This window comes from Ilumatobacter nonamiensis YM16-303 (assembly GCF_000350145.1).
Lineage (GTDB): Bacteria > Actinomycetota > Acidimicrobiia > Acidimicrobiales > Ilumatobacteraceae > Ilumatobacter_A > Ilumatobacter_A nonamiensis.
In genome coordinates this window covers 39,376-56,018 of sequence record NZ_BAOL01000077.1, presented here as the reverse complement: position 1 = coordinate 56,018, position 16,643 = coordinate 39,376, and the positions used below count along the sequence as shown (strand labels likewise).

Sequence of the window (16,643 nt, the reverse complement as noted above, 5' to 3'; positions counted from 1 at the left end):
TAGCCGACACCGCGCGAGGTGATGATCAGCTTCGGGTCGTCGGGGTGGTCCTCGATCTTGACCCGAAGCCGGCGCACGTGTGCGTCGACGAGGCGTGAGTCGCCGAGGTACTCGTAGCCCCAGACCCGCTCGAGCAACTGATCGCGCGACAGGACCGAGCCCGCGTGGTCGGCGAACTCGCAGAGCAGCCGGAACTCGGTCTTGGTGAGATCGATCTCGGTACCGCCCTTGAGCACGATCCCCTGCTCCCGCCGCAGCTCCACGTCGCCGAACATCGACGTGCGCGGCTGGATCTGGTCATGGAGGTGGACGCGGCGGAGGAGCGAACGGATCCGCGCCGCCAGTTCCTTCGGCTCGACCGGTTTGGTGACGTAGTCGTCAGCTCCCGCCTCGAGTCCGGCGACCATGTCGACGGTGTCGGTCTGCGCGGTGATGATGATGATCGGGACGATGCTCTTGGATCGCAACGCACGACACACCTCGAACCCCGACAGGTCGGGCAGCCGAAGATCGAGCAGCACCAGATCGACCGACTCGCGTTCGAACGACGCCAAGCCCTCCGAACCGTTCGCCGCCTCACGCACCGAATAGCCCTCGTCTTCGAGCGCGAGCGACAGCGCGAGTCGAATGGCGTCGTCGTCTTCGATGAACAACAGGGTTTCCATGACGTGCGCCGATGATAGGTCACCGCGGTCGGCCGATCCGCTCTGTTGCGGTTTGCAGTCGAAGAATCGACCAGACATCGACGGTTCGATGCGATCCGGAGCGATGAACCTGACCGGCTACTGGAGATCGACCGACGAAGGCCCTGCTCACCGACCCGGCGGAAGATTTCCCCTTCGTTACACAAAACGCACAATACGAGCGTCGGGTCGTCACAGACCGGGAGCACTATGTGAATCGTTCACGCTGCCCCGGTGAGGTACCTCCCTCCCCCTGGTGCCTCACCGGCAGCGGGTGAACCCCCTCTCTCAGATCCGTTGATGAGTCGGCGCGTCCGAGTCAGTCTGCAACACTCGACCCGTGGCCAGCGATCGCTCCCTTCGACTGCGAACTCGCGTCACGCTGTTCTTCGCTCTCATCGCGTTGTTCGCAGGTCTGGTTCTGATCGGGGTGACCTACGGTTTCGCGCGGAACAATCTTCTCGACGAGCGGTCGTCGTCGGCGAAACAGCAGGCGTTCGACAACGCCTCCGAAGTGGCCGACCAACTCGACGCGGCGCTCGTCGACCCCGAGGTGAACGTCGGCGACTACTTCGTCAACGATCTGCGGACCGAACCCGGCGGATTCGCGGTGTTGGTCGACCCGCGATCGCAGACCGACGTCACCCACCCGCTGTCGGACTTTCCGCCGGAACTGGTCGAACACGTCGAGGCCGGCGGTTCCGCGATCGAGTACACATCGATCGACGGAGACGACTACGTCACGGTCGGCACGTACATCCGTCGCCACGACACCGGATATCTCGAAGCATTCCCTGCCGACAACGAGCGTTCCACCCTCACCGCCCTGCTGACCGCGCTCGCCCTCGGCGGCGCCGGCACGTTGCTGCTCGCCACGTTGTTCGGATATTCGACGAGCCGCCGACTGCTCCGCCCGATCAGTCGCGTCGCCGACGCCGCGGAAGACATCGCGTCGGGTGGTCTCGACACCCGACTCGAGAGCGAATCCGATCCGGACCTGGACCGTCTGGCAAACTCGTTCAACGACATGGCGGACGCGGTGCAGACGAAGATCGAGCTGGAAGCCCGGTTCGCGTCCGATGTCAGCCATGAGCTGCGCTCCCCGATCACCGCGCTGACCGCCGCCGTCGAGGTGCTCGACGCGAAGCGCGAGGACATCCCGGAGAGGACCCAGCAGGCGCTCGACGTGGTGGTCAGCCAGGTCCGTCGGTTCGACAGCATGGTCATCGACCTGCTGGAGCTCTCGCGCCTCGATGCCGGCGCGACCGATCTCACGGTCGAGACGCTCGACATCATCACCCTCACCGATCGCGTTGCCGCTCGTTTCGGGAGCCCCGACATCGAGGTCGATGTCGACCCCGCGACTCCGCGCGAGATCGACGTCGACAAGGTCCGTTTCGAGCGGGTGCTCGGCAACCTGATCGAGAACGCCAACCACCACGGCGGCGGGGCTCTGCGTGTGGAGGTCGTGCCGACCGGACGAGGAATGCTGCGATTCGCCGTCGAGGACGGCGGCCCGGGCGTCGCGCAGAGCGAACGCGACCGCATCTTCGAGCGGTTCGCTCGCGGCAGCGCAGCGCGACATCGCATCGGAACCGGGCTCGGCCTCGCACTCGCGTCCGAGCACAGCAGCGCGATGGGCGGCGCAGTGTGGGTCGAGGACCGTCCCGGCGGGGGCGCTCGTTTCGTCTTCGAGATCCCGTCCCGGAGGAACTCATGAGCCGCTGGTCCCACCCCGCAGCGTGGTGTGCGGTCGCTGCCCTGGCCGCCGGCTGCGGGGTGCCCACGGGCGCCGACAGTTTCGAAGCGATCGACGACGCCGAGATACCGAATCGACTGGCCGACACCACCACGACGACCACGACCACCACGACCACCACCACGACGACGGTCCCCGACACGCCGGAACAGAGCACGACCACGACGATCGCCCCGGCGACGCAACTGGTCGAGGTGTTCTTCCTGTCACGCGACCAACTCCGAGCCGTGGAGATGGCCGCCCCGTCGCCCGTCGCCGACACCGACCTGATCCTGCTCCTCGAACGAGGACCAGGTCCCTCCGGAGACCTCCTCACCAACCTGGTCGAAGAAGGCTCGATCATCGACACGTCCGCCCAGGACGGAGTTCTCACGATCGACCTCGACGAGGACGTGCTCGACGACATCGCGTCGCGTGACCAGCGCGCGGCGATCGCCCAGATCGTGCTCACCTTCCTGTACGGCCTCGGCGGCGTCGGCCAAGCGGTGTTCACGTTCAACGGGAGCACCGACACGGTGGCGGTCCCGACCGGTGACGGCGAACTCACCGACGAGCCGGTCTCGGTCGACGACTACTCGACCATGCGCGTCGACACCGAGTTCGATCCGTCGACGGTCGACGACCCCGACCCGGTGGAGTCCGTCCCCGACGACGACCCCGTCGTCACCGACGACGGAACGACGTCCGTCCCGGAATCGTCGACCGACGGATAGCCGGTCTGACGAGGTCCGACTCGAGATGCTGAGGCGTACCGCCACGCCAGAGCCGTGGCGGTCGGGATCGGGCTATCGTGCGCGTGGTGAGTGCGGTGGACCCGGTGGTCGATCCTGAGCGTTTGGCGGTCGTAGCGCAGTTGGGGATGATGGACGGTCCCCATGAACCGGTGTTCGACGAGTTCGCCCGGCTCGTCGCCCGATTGCTGAGTGCTCCCTATGCGTTCGTGACGATCGTCGATGACCTCCGGTCGTACTGGACCGCCGCGCACGGGGTGAACGACGGCACCCGATCGAACTCGGTCGACGAGTCGTTCTGTCAGTACGTGATCCGATCGCGAGATGACCTGGTCGTCGGTGACGCGTCAGCGGACCCAGTCACCAAGGACAACCCGTCGATCGAGACGATGGCCGTCCGGGCATGGGCGGGTGCTCCGATCGTGCTCGACGGCCAGGTGATCGGCAGCTTCTGCGTCGTCGACACGCAAACCCGGACCTGGACCGACGACGACCGCGACGTGCTGCACACCTTCCGGGATCAGGTGCAGCGCGAGTTCGAACACCGACGCGACCTCCAGATCGCGCGTTCCGCCCAGGAGGAAAAAGCACAGTCCTTGGCGGCGTTGCGCGCCGAACTGATTCCGGCCGAACTCCCCGAGGTCACGGGCTGCGACATCGCCGGGTGGTATCGCGCCGCAACCGATGGCAACGATGTTCTGGGCGACTTCTACGACGTGTTCGCCATCGACGATGACCGATGGGGCGTCGTACTGGGCGACGTGTGCGGACACGGCGCCGCCGCAGCACGACTCACCGCCCTGGTCCGGTACAGCCTGCGCGCTGCCGCCACGCACTCACGAGATCTCGACGAGGTCCTCAGCGAGGTCGACAACTCCCTCCAACACGATCACGTCGACCCGGGCCGGTTCGCAACGCTCAGCTACCTCACGGTCGACACCGCCCGACCAGGCCGAATCGAGCGAGCCAGTGCAGGTCATCCGCCCCCGCTCGTCCGCGATCCGGATGGAACCATTCGCCGGCTGAACGGCGCCAACGCCAGCCCGGTGGGTCTCGCGACGGAAAACCGGTACCTCAGTGAGGCGCTGACTCTGCCACCCGACAGCATCATCATGCTCTACTCGGACGGCGCCACCGACGCCCGCAACCCGGCCGGAGAACCCTTCGGCGACGACGCCCTCGAACATCTCATGTCGACCGCACCCACTCACGCCGCCGACGCGTTCATCGACCACATCGCAGACGGCATCGTCACCCATGCCTGCCAGAACCTGCTCGACGACGTCGCCCTGCTGGCCATCAGGATCCTCGCTCCTCCGCGCATCGGTCCGACGTCCCCGTCGATCGGGGCAAGCGCTCCGACCGACCGTCAGTAGCCGAGCCGCTCGACTCGATCGGGCCGGCGCTGCCAGTCCTTGTCGACCTTCACCCGCAGCTCGAGGAAGGCACCGTCGGGGAGTTGCTTGCGGGCGGCCTCGCCGACGCGCTTCAGCACGCTGCCGCCCTTGCCGATCACCATGCCCTTCTGACTGTCGCGCTCGACGATGATGTCGACGCGAATGCGTGGCCACTCCCATTCCACGACCTGCGTGGCGATGGAGTAGGGCAGCTCGTCACGCGTGGCCGCGAGCAGTTGCTCACGGACGAGTTCGGCGACCCATCGTTCCTCGGGGAGATCGCTCACCTCGTCATCGGGAAAGTATCTCGGCCCGGGAGGAAGCTGGTCGACGAGGTGGTCGACCAACCCGTCGAGGCCGTCCTTCGTGCGCGCGGACACGGGGAAGTACTCGCGTGCGCCGAGTTCACTCGCGGCGCTCAACATCGCCAGCACCTTCTCCTGCGGCGCTCGGTCGATCTTGTTGACGATCACGATCGCCTTCGACATGTCGAGCCGGTCGGCGACCCAGCGATCTCCCTTGCCGAACGGCTGTGTCGCGTCGAGCACCAGCGCGGTCGCGTCGACGTCGCCCGAGTTCTGGTCGACGCTGTCGAGCGCAGTCGCGTTGACCCGCTCGCCGAGCGCCGTGACGGCCTTGTGCAGACCCGGCGTGTCGACGAACACGAGTTGGCTTTCGGGACGCGACAGCACCCCCATGATCCGGTGACGGGTGGTCTGCGGCTTGTCGCTGACGATGCTGATCTTGCGTCCGCAGATCGCGTTGACCAGCGACGACTTGCCGACGTTGGGACGACCGACGAACGTCACGAAGCCCGACCGGAAATCACCGACCGGACCCGCAGATGTGTCGTCTGTTTCGTCGCTCATCACGACAGTCTGCCAACATCAGCCTCATGCGCATGATCGAAGGAATCGACGGACTCAAGGCCCTCGTCGGAGAGCACCTCGGATACTCGCCGTACGTCGAGATCACCCAGGAGCAGGTGAACACCTTCGCCGACGCCACGGGCGATCATCAGTGGATCCACGTCGATGTCGAGCGCGCCAAGGAGGGCCCGTTCGGTGGGCCGATCGCGCACGGCTATCTCACGCTCTCGCTGGGCCCGATGCTGTCGCCACAGGTCTTCGGCGTCTCCGGCGTCGCGATGGGCGTCAACTACGGGACCGGGAAGGTCCGCTTCCCCTCGCCGGTCCCGGTGGGTTCCAAGCTGCGACTCGGCATCACGCTCACCGCCGTCGACGACGTGCCGGGCGGCGCGCAGGTCACCCAGGAGTTCGTGTTCCAGATCGAAGGCGCCGACAAGCCGTCCTGTGTCGCCGAAGTCATCTTCCGCTACTACGTCTGACCGCCGACTGAGATGACCTCGGCGATGTCCGACAGCCCCGACGTCGCCTCGGACGACGCCGAACTCGGCCTCGCCGAGGTGCACGAAGCCATCGGGCGGACGCGCCCGGATGCCGAATGCCTCGTTTTCCGCGACCGTCGATTCACGTGGGCCGAGATCGAGGACCGGACACGCCGCCTTGCGAACCACCTCCTCGGCGAGGGTCTCGGGTGCCACACCGAGCGTGACGAGGTCGCCGGGCACGTCTCCGGCCAGGACCATCTGGCGATCTACCTCCACAACGGCAACGAGTACCTCGAGGCGATGCTCGGGGCGCTCAAAGCCCGCGTCGCATCGCTGAACGTGAACTATCGCTACGTCGCGGAGGAGCTCGAGTACCTCCTCACCGATTCCGATGCCCGCGCGGTGGTCATCCATTCCACCTTCGCCCCCACGTTGGCCGAAGTCCTCCCGAGCGTCCCGAACCTCACCACGATCCTACAGGTGCCCGACGAATCGGGCAACGACCTGCTCCCCGGAGCCGTGTGGTACGAGGATGCACTCGCCGCGGCATCGCCCGAACGTCCGCCCGTCGACTGGTCAGCCGATGACCTCTACATGCTCTACACCGGCGGCACCACCGGAATGCCCAAAGGTGTGATGTGGCGCAACGGCGATGCGATGCGCGAGTGCTTCGGCGGCTCCAAGACGGCGACGACGATCGACGAGTTCATCGCCGACGCGAACACCGGGCTGCGGGCTCTCCTCGCGCCACCGTTCATGCACGGTGCCGGACACTGGATGAGCTTCCGAACCTGGCTCGGTGGGGGCACGATCGTGGTCCAGGACGTGACCGACCGACTCGACCCGGCCGACATCTGGACGATCGTCGAACGTGAGCGGATCGACTTCCTCCTGATCGTCGGTGATGCGTTCGCTCGGCCGCTGCTCGACGAACTGGATCGCGCCCGATCGGCAGGCTCGCGGTACGACCTGTCGTCGCTGACCGTGGTCCTCTCGGGTGGAGCGGCGCTGTCGGCTCCACTGAAGGACGAGTTCCTCGCGCACCTCCCGACGTTGATGATCATCGACGGACTCGGGTCATCGGAGGCAGGCGGCCAGGTCTCTCAGGTGTCGACCGGCGGGGATTCGACGACGGGAACGTTCCCGATGGTCGAGGGCAATGTCGTGCTCTCCGCCGATCTCGATGCCGTTCTCGACCCTGGGTCGGACGAACTGGGGTGGCTCGCCAAGACCGGCCGCCTCGCACTCGGATACCTGGGCGACCCGGACAAGACGGCGCGCACCTACCCGGTCGTCGATGGCATCCGGTACGCCGTGCCGGGCGATCGAGCCCGCCTGCTCGTCGACGACGTCGGCGGACCGGGAATCGTCGAACTCCACGGCCGGGACTCGGTGACGATCAACTCCGGCGGCGAGAAGATCTTCGCTGAGGAGGTCGAGGCGGCGATCAAGGAACATCACGCGATCTACGACTGCATCGTCGCAGGACGACCGAGCGAACGCTGGGGCAACGAGGTCGTGGCGATCGTGCGCATCCGTCCCGACCACGAGGTGTCGGACGAGGACCTGATCGCCGAAGCCGAACGCCACGTCGCTCGATACAAGCTCCCCAAGGAGATCATTCGCGTCGACGACATCGTCCGCTCGCCGAGCGGCAAAGCCGACTATCGGTGGGCTCGCGGCGTCGCAATTGGATGACGGCCGCCACGCACCTCGAGGCGGCGTCCGTCGAGGCCCTGCTGACCTGGCCCGGGGTGATGGAGGCCATCGAGAACGGACACCGTTCGCCACCCGCGGAGATCGACGACACTTTGCTCCGCCGGGGTGATGATTCGCTCCTGAGCCGTGCAGCATGGATCGACGGCCTCGGCTGCGCGGTGAAGACCGCGACGATCTTCCCGTCCAACTCGACCGTCGACCTCCCGACCGTGCACGGTTCCGTGTCGCTGTTCTCCGACCGGACGGGACGACTGGACTGCACGCTCGACTTCCACATGGTCACGAAGTGGAAGACCGCCGCCGACTCCGCACTGGCCGCCAGTCGTCTGGCTCGGCCCGACACGAACCGCATCCTGATCGTCGGCTCCGGCACCGTCGCGGCATCGATGGTCGACGCCTATCGATCGGTGTTCCCCGGGGCCGACGTGGGGATCTGGAGCCGAACTCCCGAGAACGCGCGTGCCCTCGCCGCCGCGGCATCGGCTCGCGTCGTCAGCGATCTTCGCGCCGAAATCGCTGAAGCCGACCTCGTGTGCACGGCCACCATGTCCTCCGAACCGGTTGTGTCCGGCGACTGGCTCCGGCCGGGTCAGCACATCGACCTCATCGGCGGGTACCGGCCGGACATGCGCGAAGCCGACGACGAGTGCATCCACCGCGCCTCGGTCTTCGTCGACAGCGTCGACACCGCGCTCGACGTGGGCGACATCGGCGGGCCCGTCGGCAACGGGATCCTCGACCCCGAGCGCCTCGTCGACTTCGGCGGTCTCGAGTCCGGTGCGTTCGCGCGGTCATCCGACGACGAGATCACGCTCTTCAAGAACGCCGGCGGGGCACACCTCGACCTGATGGTCGCTCGGCACATGTTCGAGCGGCATTCCGCGTCGGATCGAAGGCGGCTCGACGTCGGAAGCTCGTAATCTCGGATCAGCCGGCGACCTGTGTTCTATGGTCTGATCTGGACCTCAACGAAGACGAAAGGTGGGCCTGCCATGGGTCTCATGGACAAACTCAAGGGCGAACTCGTCGACATCATCGAGTGGATCGACGATTCGCGTTCCACGCTCGCGTGGCGCTTCCCGCGCTATCAGAACGAGATCAAGAACGGCGCCCAGCTGATCGTCCGTGAGGGCCAGAAGGCGGTCTTCGTCTATCGGGGCGCACTGGCCGACCAGTTCGAGCCCGGCCACTACGAGCTCACGTCCGAGAACCTGCCGATCATGTCCACGATCCAGGGGTGGAAGCACGGATTCGACAGCCCGTTCCGGTCCGAGGTGTACTTCATCAACACCCGCCCCGTGACCGACATCCGCTGGGGAACTCCCCAGCCGGTCACGGTTCGAGACCCCGATTTCAAGATGGTCCAGGTCCGTGCGAACGGCCTGTGCGTCGTCAAGATCGTCGATGTCGAGATCTTCCTCAAGGAGGTCATCGGCACGGACTCGGCGGTCGATGCCGACGAGATCACCGAATTGTTGCGGCGCATCATCTCGATGGCGTTCTCCGACATGGTGCTGGCATCCGGACTGGGTGCGATCGATCTCCAGGGCCAGCAGGTGTCTCTGTCGGGACGCCTCGCTCAGTTCGTGCAGGAGCGCGTCGACGACGAGTTCGGCCTCGAGATTCCCGACATGACGATGAACATCTCGTTGCCCGACGAGGTGACCCAGGCGATGACACGCGGCGTCGCGAAGGGCGTCGAGGCGTCCGGCTTCGTCGAGAACGTCGACCTCGACAAGTACCAGCAGGCCCAAGCGGCCGATGCGATGCTCGCCGCCGCCGAGAACGAGGGCGGCTCGGTGATGGGCGACATGATGCAGATGGGCATGGGCGTCGCGATGGCCGGTCAGATGGCCAACCAGATGCCCGGCGCCGGTGGTGCTCAACAGGCGCCGGCGGCTCAGCCCGCCGTCGCGGCCAACCCCGGCGGTGCCCCGCCACCACTTCCCGGCCAGAAGCTCTTCCACGTCGATCACGGCGGCCAGGCGGGTGGTCCGTACAACATGGCCCAGATGCAGCAGGGCATCCAGGGGGGCCAGGTCACCGGGCAGACCCTCGTGTGGGCACAAGGGATGGCTGCCTGGGCTCCGGCCCAGTCCGTCCCCGAACTCCAGGCACTGTTCGCTGCTCCCCCGCCCGTGCCGCCGACCAGCCCGAACCCCCCGCCGGTCCCCCCGACTCCGCCAGCGCCCGACGCTCCGACGGAGTGACCCGATGAGCGACACCCCACCGCCGCTCGGCGGATCCGACGAGGGGCCACCGCCACCGCCTCCCCCGCTTCCGCCGTCGGACACTCCACCGCCGCCACCTGCACCGGGGTCTCCGGGCCACACCGGACGCCGCGACGATCTCGACTCGCACTCGCTGACGATGAAACACGTCACCGAGAGTTCGCGCACGTACCCGTGTCGTGCGTGCGGCGGCGAACTCCACTTCGACATCGCATCGCAGAAGTTGAAGTGCCAGCACTGCGGGAGCACCCACGAACTCGTCGAAGGCGACGGCGAGGTGGTCGAACAGGATCTGCGCGCAGCACTCCGCAGAGTGCGTGAAGGCAGAACCCAGCCCGGCGTCGTCACCGAGGAGAAGGAGATCGTCTGTCAGAACTGTGGCGGACACACGACCTTCTCCGGAAGTCTCACCGCGAACAACTGCCCGTACTGCGCCACCCCGATCCAGCGTGACGACGTCCACGACGCACCCGAGCGACTTCCGGTCGACGCGGTGCTTCCGTTCCAGGTCGACGACAAGGCGGCCGCAGAACTCATCGAGGCGTGGATCAACGGACGCTGGTTCGCTCCCTCGGAGTTCAAGCGGTACAACCGCACCGGCTCGTTCAAGAGCGTCTACATGGCGTACTTCACCTACGACGCCGACACCGTCACCACCTACGTCGGCCAGCGCGGCGTCACCCGTACCCGCACCGTCGGCAGCGGCGACAACCGCCGGACCGAGGTGTACACGCAGTGGTACCCGGCGCGGGGCACGGTCGGGAACAGCTTCGACGACGTACCGGTGCTGGCGAACACCGGCTTCGAAAAGAACCGCATCGACAAGCTCGAACCGTGGCCGACCCAGACCGCGAAGCCCTACTCGGCCGAGTACTCGGCAGGACACCTCGCGCGGACCTACGACCGCGACGTCGAGGACTGCCTCGGCGAGGCGACCGCGGTGATGAACGAGGAGATCAAGGGCACCATCCGTCGCGACATCGGTGGCAACCAACAACGCATCGACCGGATGAACATCAGCTGGCGCGAGATGACCTACAAGCACGTGCTGTTGCCGCTCTGGTTGCTGACCGTCATCTACGACGGGCGTCCGTTCCAGGTGTACATCAACGGCGCCACCGGCGAGGTCCACGGTTCTCGCCCGTACAGCAAGGTGAAGATCGCATTCGCCGTCACCGCTGCGCTGATCCTGTTGATCGTGATCATCGTGTTGTACTCATCGTCGGGCGGGGGTGGATCAGGGTGATCACCGCGCTCCTGGTGCTGGCGGTCGCTGCGGTGATCGGTTTCGGTGTTGCGCTGACCGTGCGGTCGAAGCGCGACTTCGCCCAGCAGAACGAGATCGTGCCGGGCGAGAAGTCGCCGGCGCCTGCAAGCTGGGCCGGCGCGCACTCGCGTGAAGCCAAGCTGCACCGCCGACTCGGAGCGGCCGTCCGCGGCGCCCACGAGAACCCACGCCTGGTCGAGTTGGGACTGGCTCCCCAGATGCGATCGATCGATGCCGAAGCCCTCGCGATCGACGAACGACTGGTCGCCTCGGCGGCTCTCCCGGCAGCACACCGCGAGGCTGCGATCGACACCGTGGAGGAACACGTCGTGGCCCTCGAATCCACGATCGCCGAGATGGTCACGAGCATCACGGTGGCCGATTCCAAGGCGCAGCTCGAACAAGCGGTTTCGGCGGCCGACCTGAAGTTGCACGCACTCGCGCAGGCCCGCGCCGAGGTCGAACTGATCGATCGCCAGGTCGCCGGAACCGACGACGCGTCGAACGAGGTCGCCCGACACGCGCAACCCGCGCCTCCTCCCCCGGCCACGTCTCCGCCATCGGAGCCACCGCCGCGACCGGCGACGAGTCCGGACGACCCGCCGGCCGCTGCCGCCGACGAACACAACGCCTAGCCTGAGCGGGTGAGTTCCCAGCCAGCCCCGGACGCTTCGACCCGCCGATGGGACACCGACGATCTTCCCGAGGGCGAGGAGAAGGTCGCTGCGGTGCGCGACATGTTCGACGCGATCGCGCCGAAGTACGACCGACTGAACCGCATCATCTCGTTGCGCCTCGATGTGCGTTGGCGCAAGCGAGCGATCCGGGACCTCGCGCTTCCCGCAGGATCGAGCGTGCTCGACCTCGCCAGCGGCACCGGCGACATGTGCATCGACCTCGCCGAGTCGGGTCTGCGACCGTTCTCGATGGACCTCAGCTTCGGGATGTTGACGGCAGACCGATCCGGCGCCCCGCGCGTGCAGACCGACATCTTGCGCTTGCCGGTACCCGACGGGTCGGTCGACGGCGTCACCTGCGGCTTCGCACTCCGCAACCTCCTCGATCTCGGTGATTTCTTCGAGGAGTTGGGTCGAGTGATCCGTCCCGGAGGACGGATCGCGCTGCTCGACGTCAGCACCCCACCGAATCGGGTGTTGCGTTTCGGCAACGACATCTATTTCGGCAAGATCGTGCCGAAGATCGGCGCCGCACTGTCCGACGGCGCGGCATACAGCTACCTCCCGAAGAGCGTGGCCTACCTGCCCGATCCCGATGAACTGCTGGCGATGTTGCGTTCGGCCGGGTTCGGCGATGCGACGCACCGACAGCTCTCGGGTGGGCTCACGCAGCTGATGGTCGGCACGCGCGACTGATCCGCGAGGTTCGACGACCATGAAGGCGATCACCCGCCCCCTGTCGGAGTTCACCGACGCCGCACCGGATCTCAACGACATCGCCGCCGACGACGGGGTCCTGTTCGTTCGCGGCGGCAACGGAGTCGCGGGAAGCGGTGTCGCGACTCGGGTGGCAGCGGACGACGCCGCGGACCTCCTCGCATCGATCGAGCACGACTCGTCCGTCGGAGCGGCGGCACCGATCGCGGTCGGAGGAGTCCCGTTTCGCCCCGGCGCCGATTCCGACCTGCTCATTCCCGCGGTCACGGTCGTCAAACGCGACGGCGACGCGTGGGTGACCGCCATCGATGGTGCCGACATCGACGCAGCGTTGGCCCCGCCGCGCGAACCCGAACCCACCGCGCCGTCGTGGACGATCGCTCCACTCGTCGACATCGACCACTACCTCGCGGCGGTTGCCCAGGCGCGTGATGCGGTTCGTGCCGGGACACTCACCAAGGCGGTCATCGCCCGCCCGATCGAGGTGGCTGCCGATGGCCCCATCAGCATCCACGCGGTCCTCCGCCGACTGAAGGCGACGTTCTCGTCGAGCTACCGCTTCTCGATCGACGGGTTCGTCGGGGCCTCGCCCGAACTGCTCGTGGAGGTCGAGGGTGCCGTGATCCGGTCCCACCCGCTCGCCGGCACGACGCCGCGCACGGGCGACGTCGACAACGACGCGCGTCTGGCCGCAGAACTGCAGGCGAGCACGAAGAACCAGATCGAGCACCGAGTCGTGATCGACGACGTTCACGACCGACTCCTGCCCTATGTCAGCTATCTCGACTGGGAGCCGGAGCCGTCGGTCGTCACGGTCGCCAACGTGCAGCACCTCGGCACCCGGATGGAAGGAATGTTGTCCCAGCCCGGCCCGTCGGTCGTCGAGCTGGTGCGCGCCCTGTCGCCGACGCCGGCACTCGGAGGTCACCCACGTTCCGAGGCACTCGACCTGATCGGCCACGTCGAGGGGTTCGAACGGGGTCGGTACGGAGGTGCGGTCGGCTGGGTCGACGCGCACGGCGACGGAGCGTGGGCCGTGGCGATCCGCTGCGCAGAGTTCGCCTCCGATCGGAGATCCGCACGCTTGGTCGCCGGCGGAGGCATCGTCGCCGACAGCGACCCGCTCGCCGAACTCGCCGAGACCCAGGCCAAGTTCCAGGCGATGCTCTCGGCGATCATCCGGCCGTAGCGTCGATGCACCCAACTGCGAGTCGGACCCGATAACCTCTCGACGACTTGGGGGCGGAAGGCGAAAGCTTTCCGCCTCCACCATTTTTTCGGCGGCCGCTCGCAACGGCCCCTTCGGCTGATGTGTCAAGCTCGGCTCGTGAGCGGACGCAGGGTGATGACGGCAGCGGTCACGCTCGGCCACGGCGGGCCGGAACACATCGAGATCCACGACGATTGGCCGCGCCCCGAGGTCGGAGCGGGGCAGGTGCTGGTGCGCGTGACTGCGGCCGCGCTCAACAACACCGACATCTGGTCGCGCGAAGGCGCCTACGGCACCGCCGATGATCCGGACGCGGTCGTGGGGTGGAAGGGTGTGCCGCTCGATTTCCCGCGGATTCAGGGGATCGACGTCGCGGGCGAGGTCGTCGAAGTCGGTTCCGGCGTCGACGAGACGTGGAACGGGCGCCCGGTGATCGTCGACCCGGCGGCTCGCTACGACGGGGCGTATCCCGCCGACATCATCGGGAGTGAGATCGACGGCGGATTCGCCCAGTACCACCTCTGCTCGGAGCGCCAGCTCCACGACGTGTCCGGCTCCCCGCTGTCGCCCGCTCAGTTGGCGTGTCTGCCCACGGCGTACGGCACCGCACTCGGAATGCTGAATCGGGCCGAGTGCGCCGCCGGCGAGCGGGTGATCGTGACCGGCGCGTCCGGAGGGGTCGGGATGGCCGCCGTCCAGCTCCTGATCGACCGCGGTTGCTCCGTCGTCGCCCGGACCAGCGAGTCGAAGCGCGACGTCATCGCCGAACTCGACGTGGCGGAGATCTCCGTTCGCGGGATCGACGACATCACCGCGATCGAACCCGCCGATGCTGTCGTCGATGTCGTGGGTGGCGACGAGTTCGGACCCCTGATCGACCGACTTCGCGACGGCGGTCGACTGGTGACCGCCGGCGCGATCGCGGGACCGATCGTGCCATTCGACATCCGCCGCCTGTACCTCCGACACCGGAAGATCATCGGCTCCACGATGCACACGCCGGACGACTTCGCCCAACTGGCGGCGATCGGTGCCAGTGGTGGTGTCGCCCCGCTCGTCGCGGCGACCTTCCCTCTCCCCGAGATCGCCGCTGCCCAGGAGCGCTTCGGACGCAAGGACTTCGTCGGCAAGCTCGTGCTGCTGCCCTGACCGGACCGGGGCGGGCGGTCGTGCTGTTCAGCGCGCGGCGTCCAGGGCCGCATTCACGGCATCGTGGAGCCGCTGGTGGACGAGGACGTTCTCCGCGCGATCGGACGGGACGCGGCACAACCACGGTCCGGGCCGACCCAGTTGATCGATCAACTCGGCGCCCGAGGTGGCCGTCGCCGTGGGAACCCCGTGAGCGGCGGCGAGTTGCAACACGTCCGTTCCCAGCGGGGTCCCGAACAGCTGCTCGAATCGACGGTGTTCGAGGATCGTCGCCTGCGGGAGGAACGAGAAGATCCCACCGCCGTCGTTGTCGACCACGACCACGCGCAGATCGACCGCCCGCTCCGTCAATGCCACGAGTGCGTTCGAGTCGTGCACGAACGCGAGGTCACCGATCAGCACGAACTCCGGACCGACGGGTCGGGCCGAGCTGTGTGCTCGGCCGAGCGCCCTGCCGAGCGCGGTGGACAGGACTCCGTCGATGCCGTTCGCACCGCGGTTGCTGTGGGCGGTCGCCGTGCGTCCGCCGAACCATTCGAGATCGCGGACCGGCATCGATGAGGAGACGGTCAACCGGGCAGCCGGCGGAAGGTTCTCGGCGATCACCCGGGCGACCGCCGGTTCGCTCAGATCGTCACCGATCACGTGCGTTGCCATGACCTGATCGGCGATCTCGTCCACACGGCGCCACTCGTCGAGCCACGAGCGACCGGTCGCTGCCGAGGGAGCCGCGGCCAGCAGGTCGTCGATCGTGCACCGGGCCGCCACATCGTGCGCGGGATCGATCCGGCCGGGGCCGCCGACCTGGATCAGCGTGGCGTCGAGGCGAGCCGTCCACTGCGCGAGCAGTTTCGACGTCGACGGTCGACCGATTCGCACGATCGTGTCCGGGGCGAACGTGTCCGCGAACCCCTCGGACCGCAGCAGCGCGTCGACGGTGCTGACGTCGCCGAGGTGCCGCATGCCCGACGTCGGGTCGGCGATGATCGGCCAAGCCGTCCGCCGACCCAACTCGACGATCTTGTCGACATCGACGCCATGCCGACCGCCCACGAGGATGATCCCGCGTTCACGATCGAATCCACTCGGGACGGCGTCGGTGGGCGCAACGTTCGCGGGGGCGTGATCGACGGGTTCGGGATCGTGCGGAGCGGGCAGGGCGTACGCCCGACCGACCAGCGGCTCCCGGAAAGCGAGGTTGAGCTGAACGGGACCGTGAGCCGAGTGTTTCCACGCGGTCGTCGCCAACGGGCGCCACTCCCCCGCCGTCGACGCCTCGGCGACCCCTGGATCGCATGACCAGCGGACGTGGCCGCCGTACAGATCGATCTGGTCGATGGTCTGCGGCGCGCCCACCCCTCGCAGCTCGTCGGGCCGATCGGCGGTGAGCACGATCAGCGGAATCTCGGACAGTCCGGCCTCCACCACGGCCGGGAAGAAGTTCGCGGCGGCGGTGCCACTCGTGCACAGCAGCAACGCCGGGGTGGCCGGTCGGTCGGGACCTGCGTCGAGCCCGAGCCCGACGGCCACGAAGGCGGCAGCGCGTTCGTCGTGGACGACGTGGACCGCCATCTCCTCTCGATCGGTGAGCGCGAGCGCCATCGGCGTCGACCGCGAGCCGGGGGCGACGATGGCGTGGCGCACGCCGAGCCGCAGCCACTGATCGACGAGGGTCGCACAGTACGTGGCCTGGACGTCGGTCGGACTCGCGTCGGCGGGGAGTTCACGAGCAGCGGGGACCTCGACCATCGC

The 16,643-nt window shown here is 67.3% G+C and carries 15 protein-coding genes; 12 read left to right on the top strand and 3 right to left on the bottom strand.

The genetic code is table 11. The features are described 5' to 3' along the window. Positions 1 to 665, bottom strand: a 665-nt coding sequence (locus tag ON45_RS09130) for a response regulator (RefSeq protein WP_040493348.1), incomplete at its 3' end; no start/stop codon positions are given. A gap of 358 nt (positions 666 to 1,023) precedes the next feature. Here ON45_RS09130 and ON45_RS09125 point away from each other — a divergent pair. The 3 genes from ON45_RS09125 to ON45_RS09115 all read left to right on the top strand — a co-directional run bounded on the left by ON45_RS09125 (position 1,024) and on the right by ON45_RS09115 (position 4,549). Further along, positions 1,024 to 2,403 carry a HAMP domain-containing sensor histidine kinase gene (locus tag ON45_RS09125; protein WP_040493330.1) on the top strand — a complete coding sequence of 460 codons (1,380 nt, stop codon included), beginning with the start codon at positions 1,024 to 1,026 and terminating at the stop codon, positions 2,401 to 2,403. Beyond that, on the top strand, positions 2,400 to 3,155 hold the full coding sequence (locus ON45_RS09120) for a GerMN domain-containing protein (RefSeq protein WP_040493329.1): 756 nt from the start codon (positions 2,400 to 2,402) through the stop codon (positions 3,153 to 3,155). The genes ON45_RS09125 and ON45_RS09120 overlap by 4 nt, the downstream gene beginning before the upstream one ends. Before the next feature lie 86 nt (positions 3,156 to 3,241). Further along, positions 3,242 to 4,549: a PP2C family protein-serine/threonine phosphatase gene (locus ON45_RS09115; RefSeq protein ID WP_148288600.1), complete on the top strand. Its 1,308-nt coding sequence runs from the start codon at positions 3,242 to 3,244 to the stop codon at positions 4,547 to 4,549. On the opposite strand, the gene era is transcribed toward ON45_RS09115, so the two are convergent. Next, positions 4,543 to 5,439, bottom strand: a complete 897-nt coding sequence (gene era / locus ON45_RS09110) for a GTPase Era (protein ID WP_051062790.1) — start codon at positions 5,437 to 5,439, stop codon at positions 4,543 to 4,545. The genes ON45_RS09115 and era overlap by 7 nt on opposite strands. 32 nt (positions 5,440 to 5,471) lie before the next feature. Here era and ON45_RS09105 point away from each other — a divergent pair, with 32 nt between their 5' ends. The 9 genes from ON45_RS09105 (at position 5,472) to ON45_RS09065 (ending at position 14,891) form a co-directional block, all read left to right on the top strand. Continuing rightward, a complete protein-coding gene (locus ON45_RS09105) occupies positions 5,472 to 5,918 on the top strand; it encodes a MaoC family dehydratase (RefSeq protein WP_085946526.1) in 447 nt (148 codons plus the stop codon). A gap of 24 nt (positions 5,919 to 5,942) precedes the next feature. Continuing rightward, on the top strand, positions 5,943 to 7,619 hold the full coding sequence (locus ON45_RS09100) for an acyl-CoA synthetase (RefSeq protein ID WP_040493346.1): 1,677 nt from the start codon (positions 5,943 to 5,945) through the stop codon (positions 7,617 to 7,619). Beyond that, positions 7,616 to 8,560 carry an ornithine cyclodeaminase family protein gene (locus ON45_RS09095; protein ID WP_040493326.1) on the top strand — a complete coding sequence of 315 codons (945 nt, stop codon included), beginning with the start codon at positions 7,616 to 7,618 and terminating at the stop codon, positions 8,558 to 8,560. The genes ON45_RS09100 and ON45_RS09095 overlap by 4 nt, the downstream gene beginning before the upstream one ends. Before the next feature lie 72 nt (positions 8,561 to 8,632). After that, positions 8,633 to 9,850, top strand: coding sequence for an SPFH domain-containing protein (locus ON45_RS09090; RefSeq protein WP_040493325.1), 1,218 nt, complete (start codon positions 8,633 to 8,635; stop codon positions 9,848 to 9,850). Positions 9,851 to 9,854: 4 nt separating this feature from the next. After that, complete coding sequence (locus ON45_RS09085; protein ID WP_040493324.1) at positions 9,855 to 11,117, top strand: peptide-methionine (R)-S-oxide reductase; 1,263 nt, start codon at positions 9,855 to 9,857, stop codon at positions 11,115 to 11,117. Continuing rightward, positions 11,114 to 11,773 (top strand): hypothetical protein, encoded by a 660-nt coding sequence (locus ON45_RS09080; protein WP_040493323.1) that lies wholly within the window; start codon positions 11,114 to 11,116, stop codon positions 11,771 to 11,773. The genes ON45_RS09085 and ON45_RS09080 overlap by 4 nt, the downstream gene beginning before the upstream one ends. A 9-nt stretch (positions 11,774 to 11,782) precedes the next feature. Then, complete coding sequence (locus tag ON45_RS09075; protein ID WP_040493322.1) at positions 11,783 to 12,511, top strand: ubiquinone/menaquinone biosynthesis methyltransferase; 729 nt, start codon at positions 11,783 to 11,785, stop codon at positions 12,509 to 12,511. Positions 12,512 to 12,530: 19 nt separating this feature from the next. Further along, positions 12,531 to 13,721: an isochorismate synthase gene (locus ON45_RS09070; RefSeq protein ID WP_051062788.1), complete on the top strand. Its 1,191-nt coding sequence runs from the start codon at positions 12,531 to 12,533 to the stop codon at positions 13,719 to 13,721. Between the two features lie 138 nt (positions 13,722 to 13,859). Beyond that, positions 13,860 to 14,891, top strand: coding sequence for an alcohol dehydrogenase catalytic domain-containing protein (locus ON45_RS09065; RefSeq protein ID WP_206537674.1), 1,032 nt, complete (start codon positions 13,860 to 13,862; stop codon positions 14,889 to 14,891). A gap of 27 nt (positions 14,892 to 14,918) precedes the next feature. On the opposite strand, the gene menD is transcribed toward ON45_RS09065, so the two are convergent. Further along, on the bottom strand, positions 14,919 to 16,640 hold the full coding sequence (menD, locus tag ON45_RS09060; protein WP_051062787.1) for a 2-succinyl-5-enolpyruvyl-6-hydroxy-3-cyclohexene-1-carboxylic-acid synthase: 1,722 nt from the start codon (positions 16,638 to 16,640) through the stop codon (positions 14,919 to 14,921). Between the last annotated feature and the right edge of the window lie 3 nt (positions 16,641 to 16,643).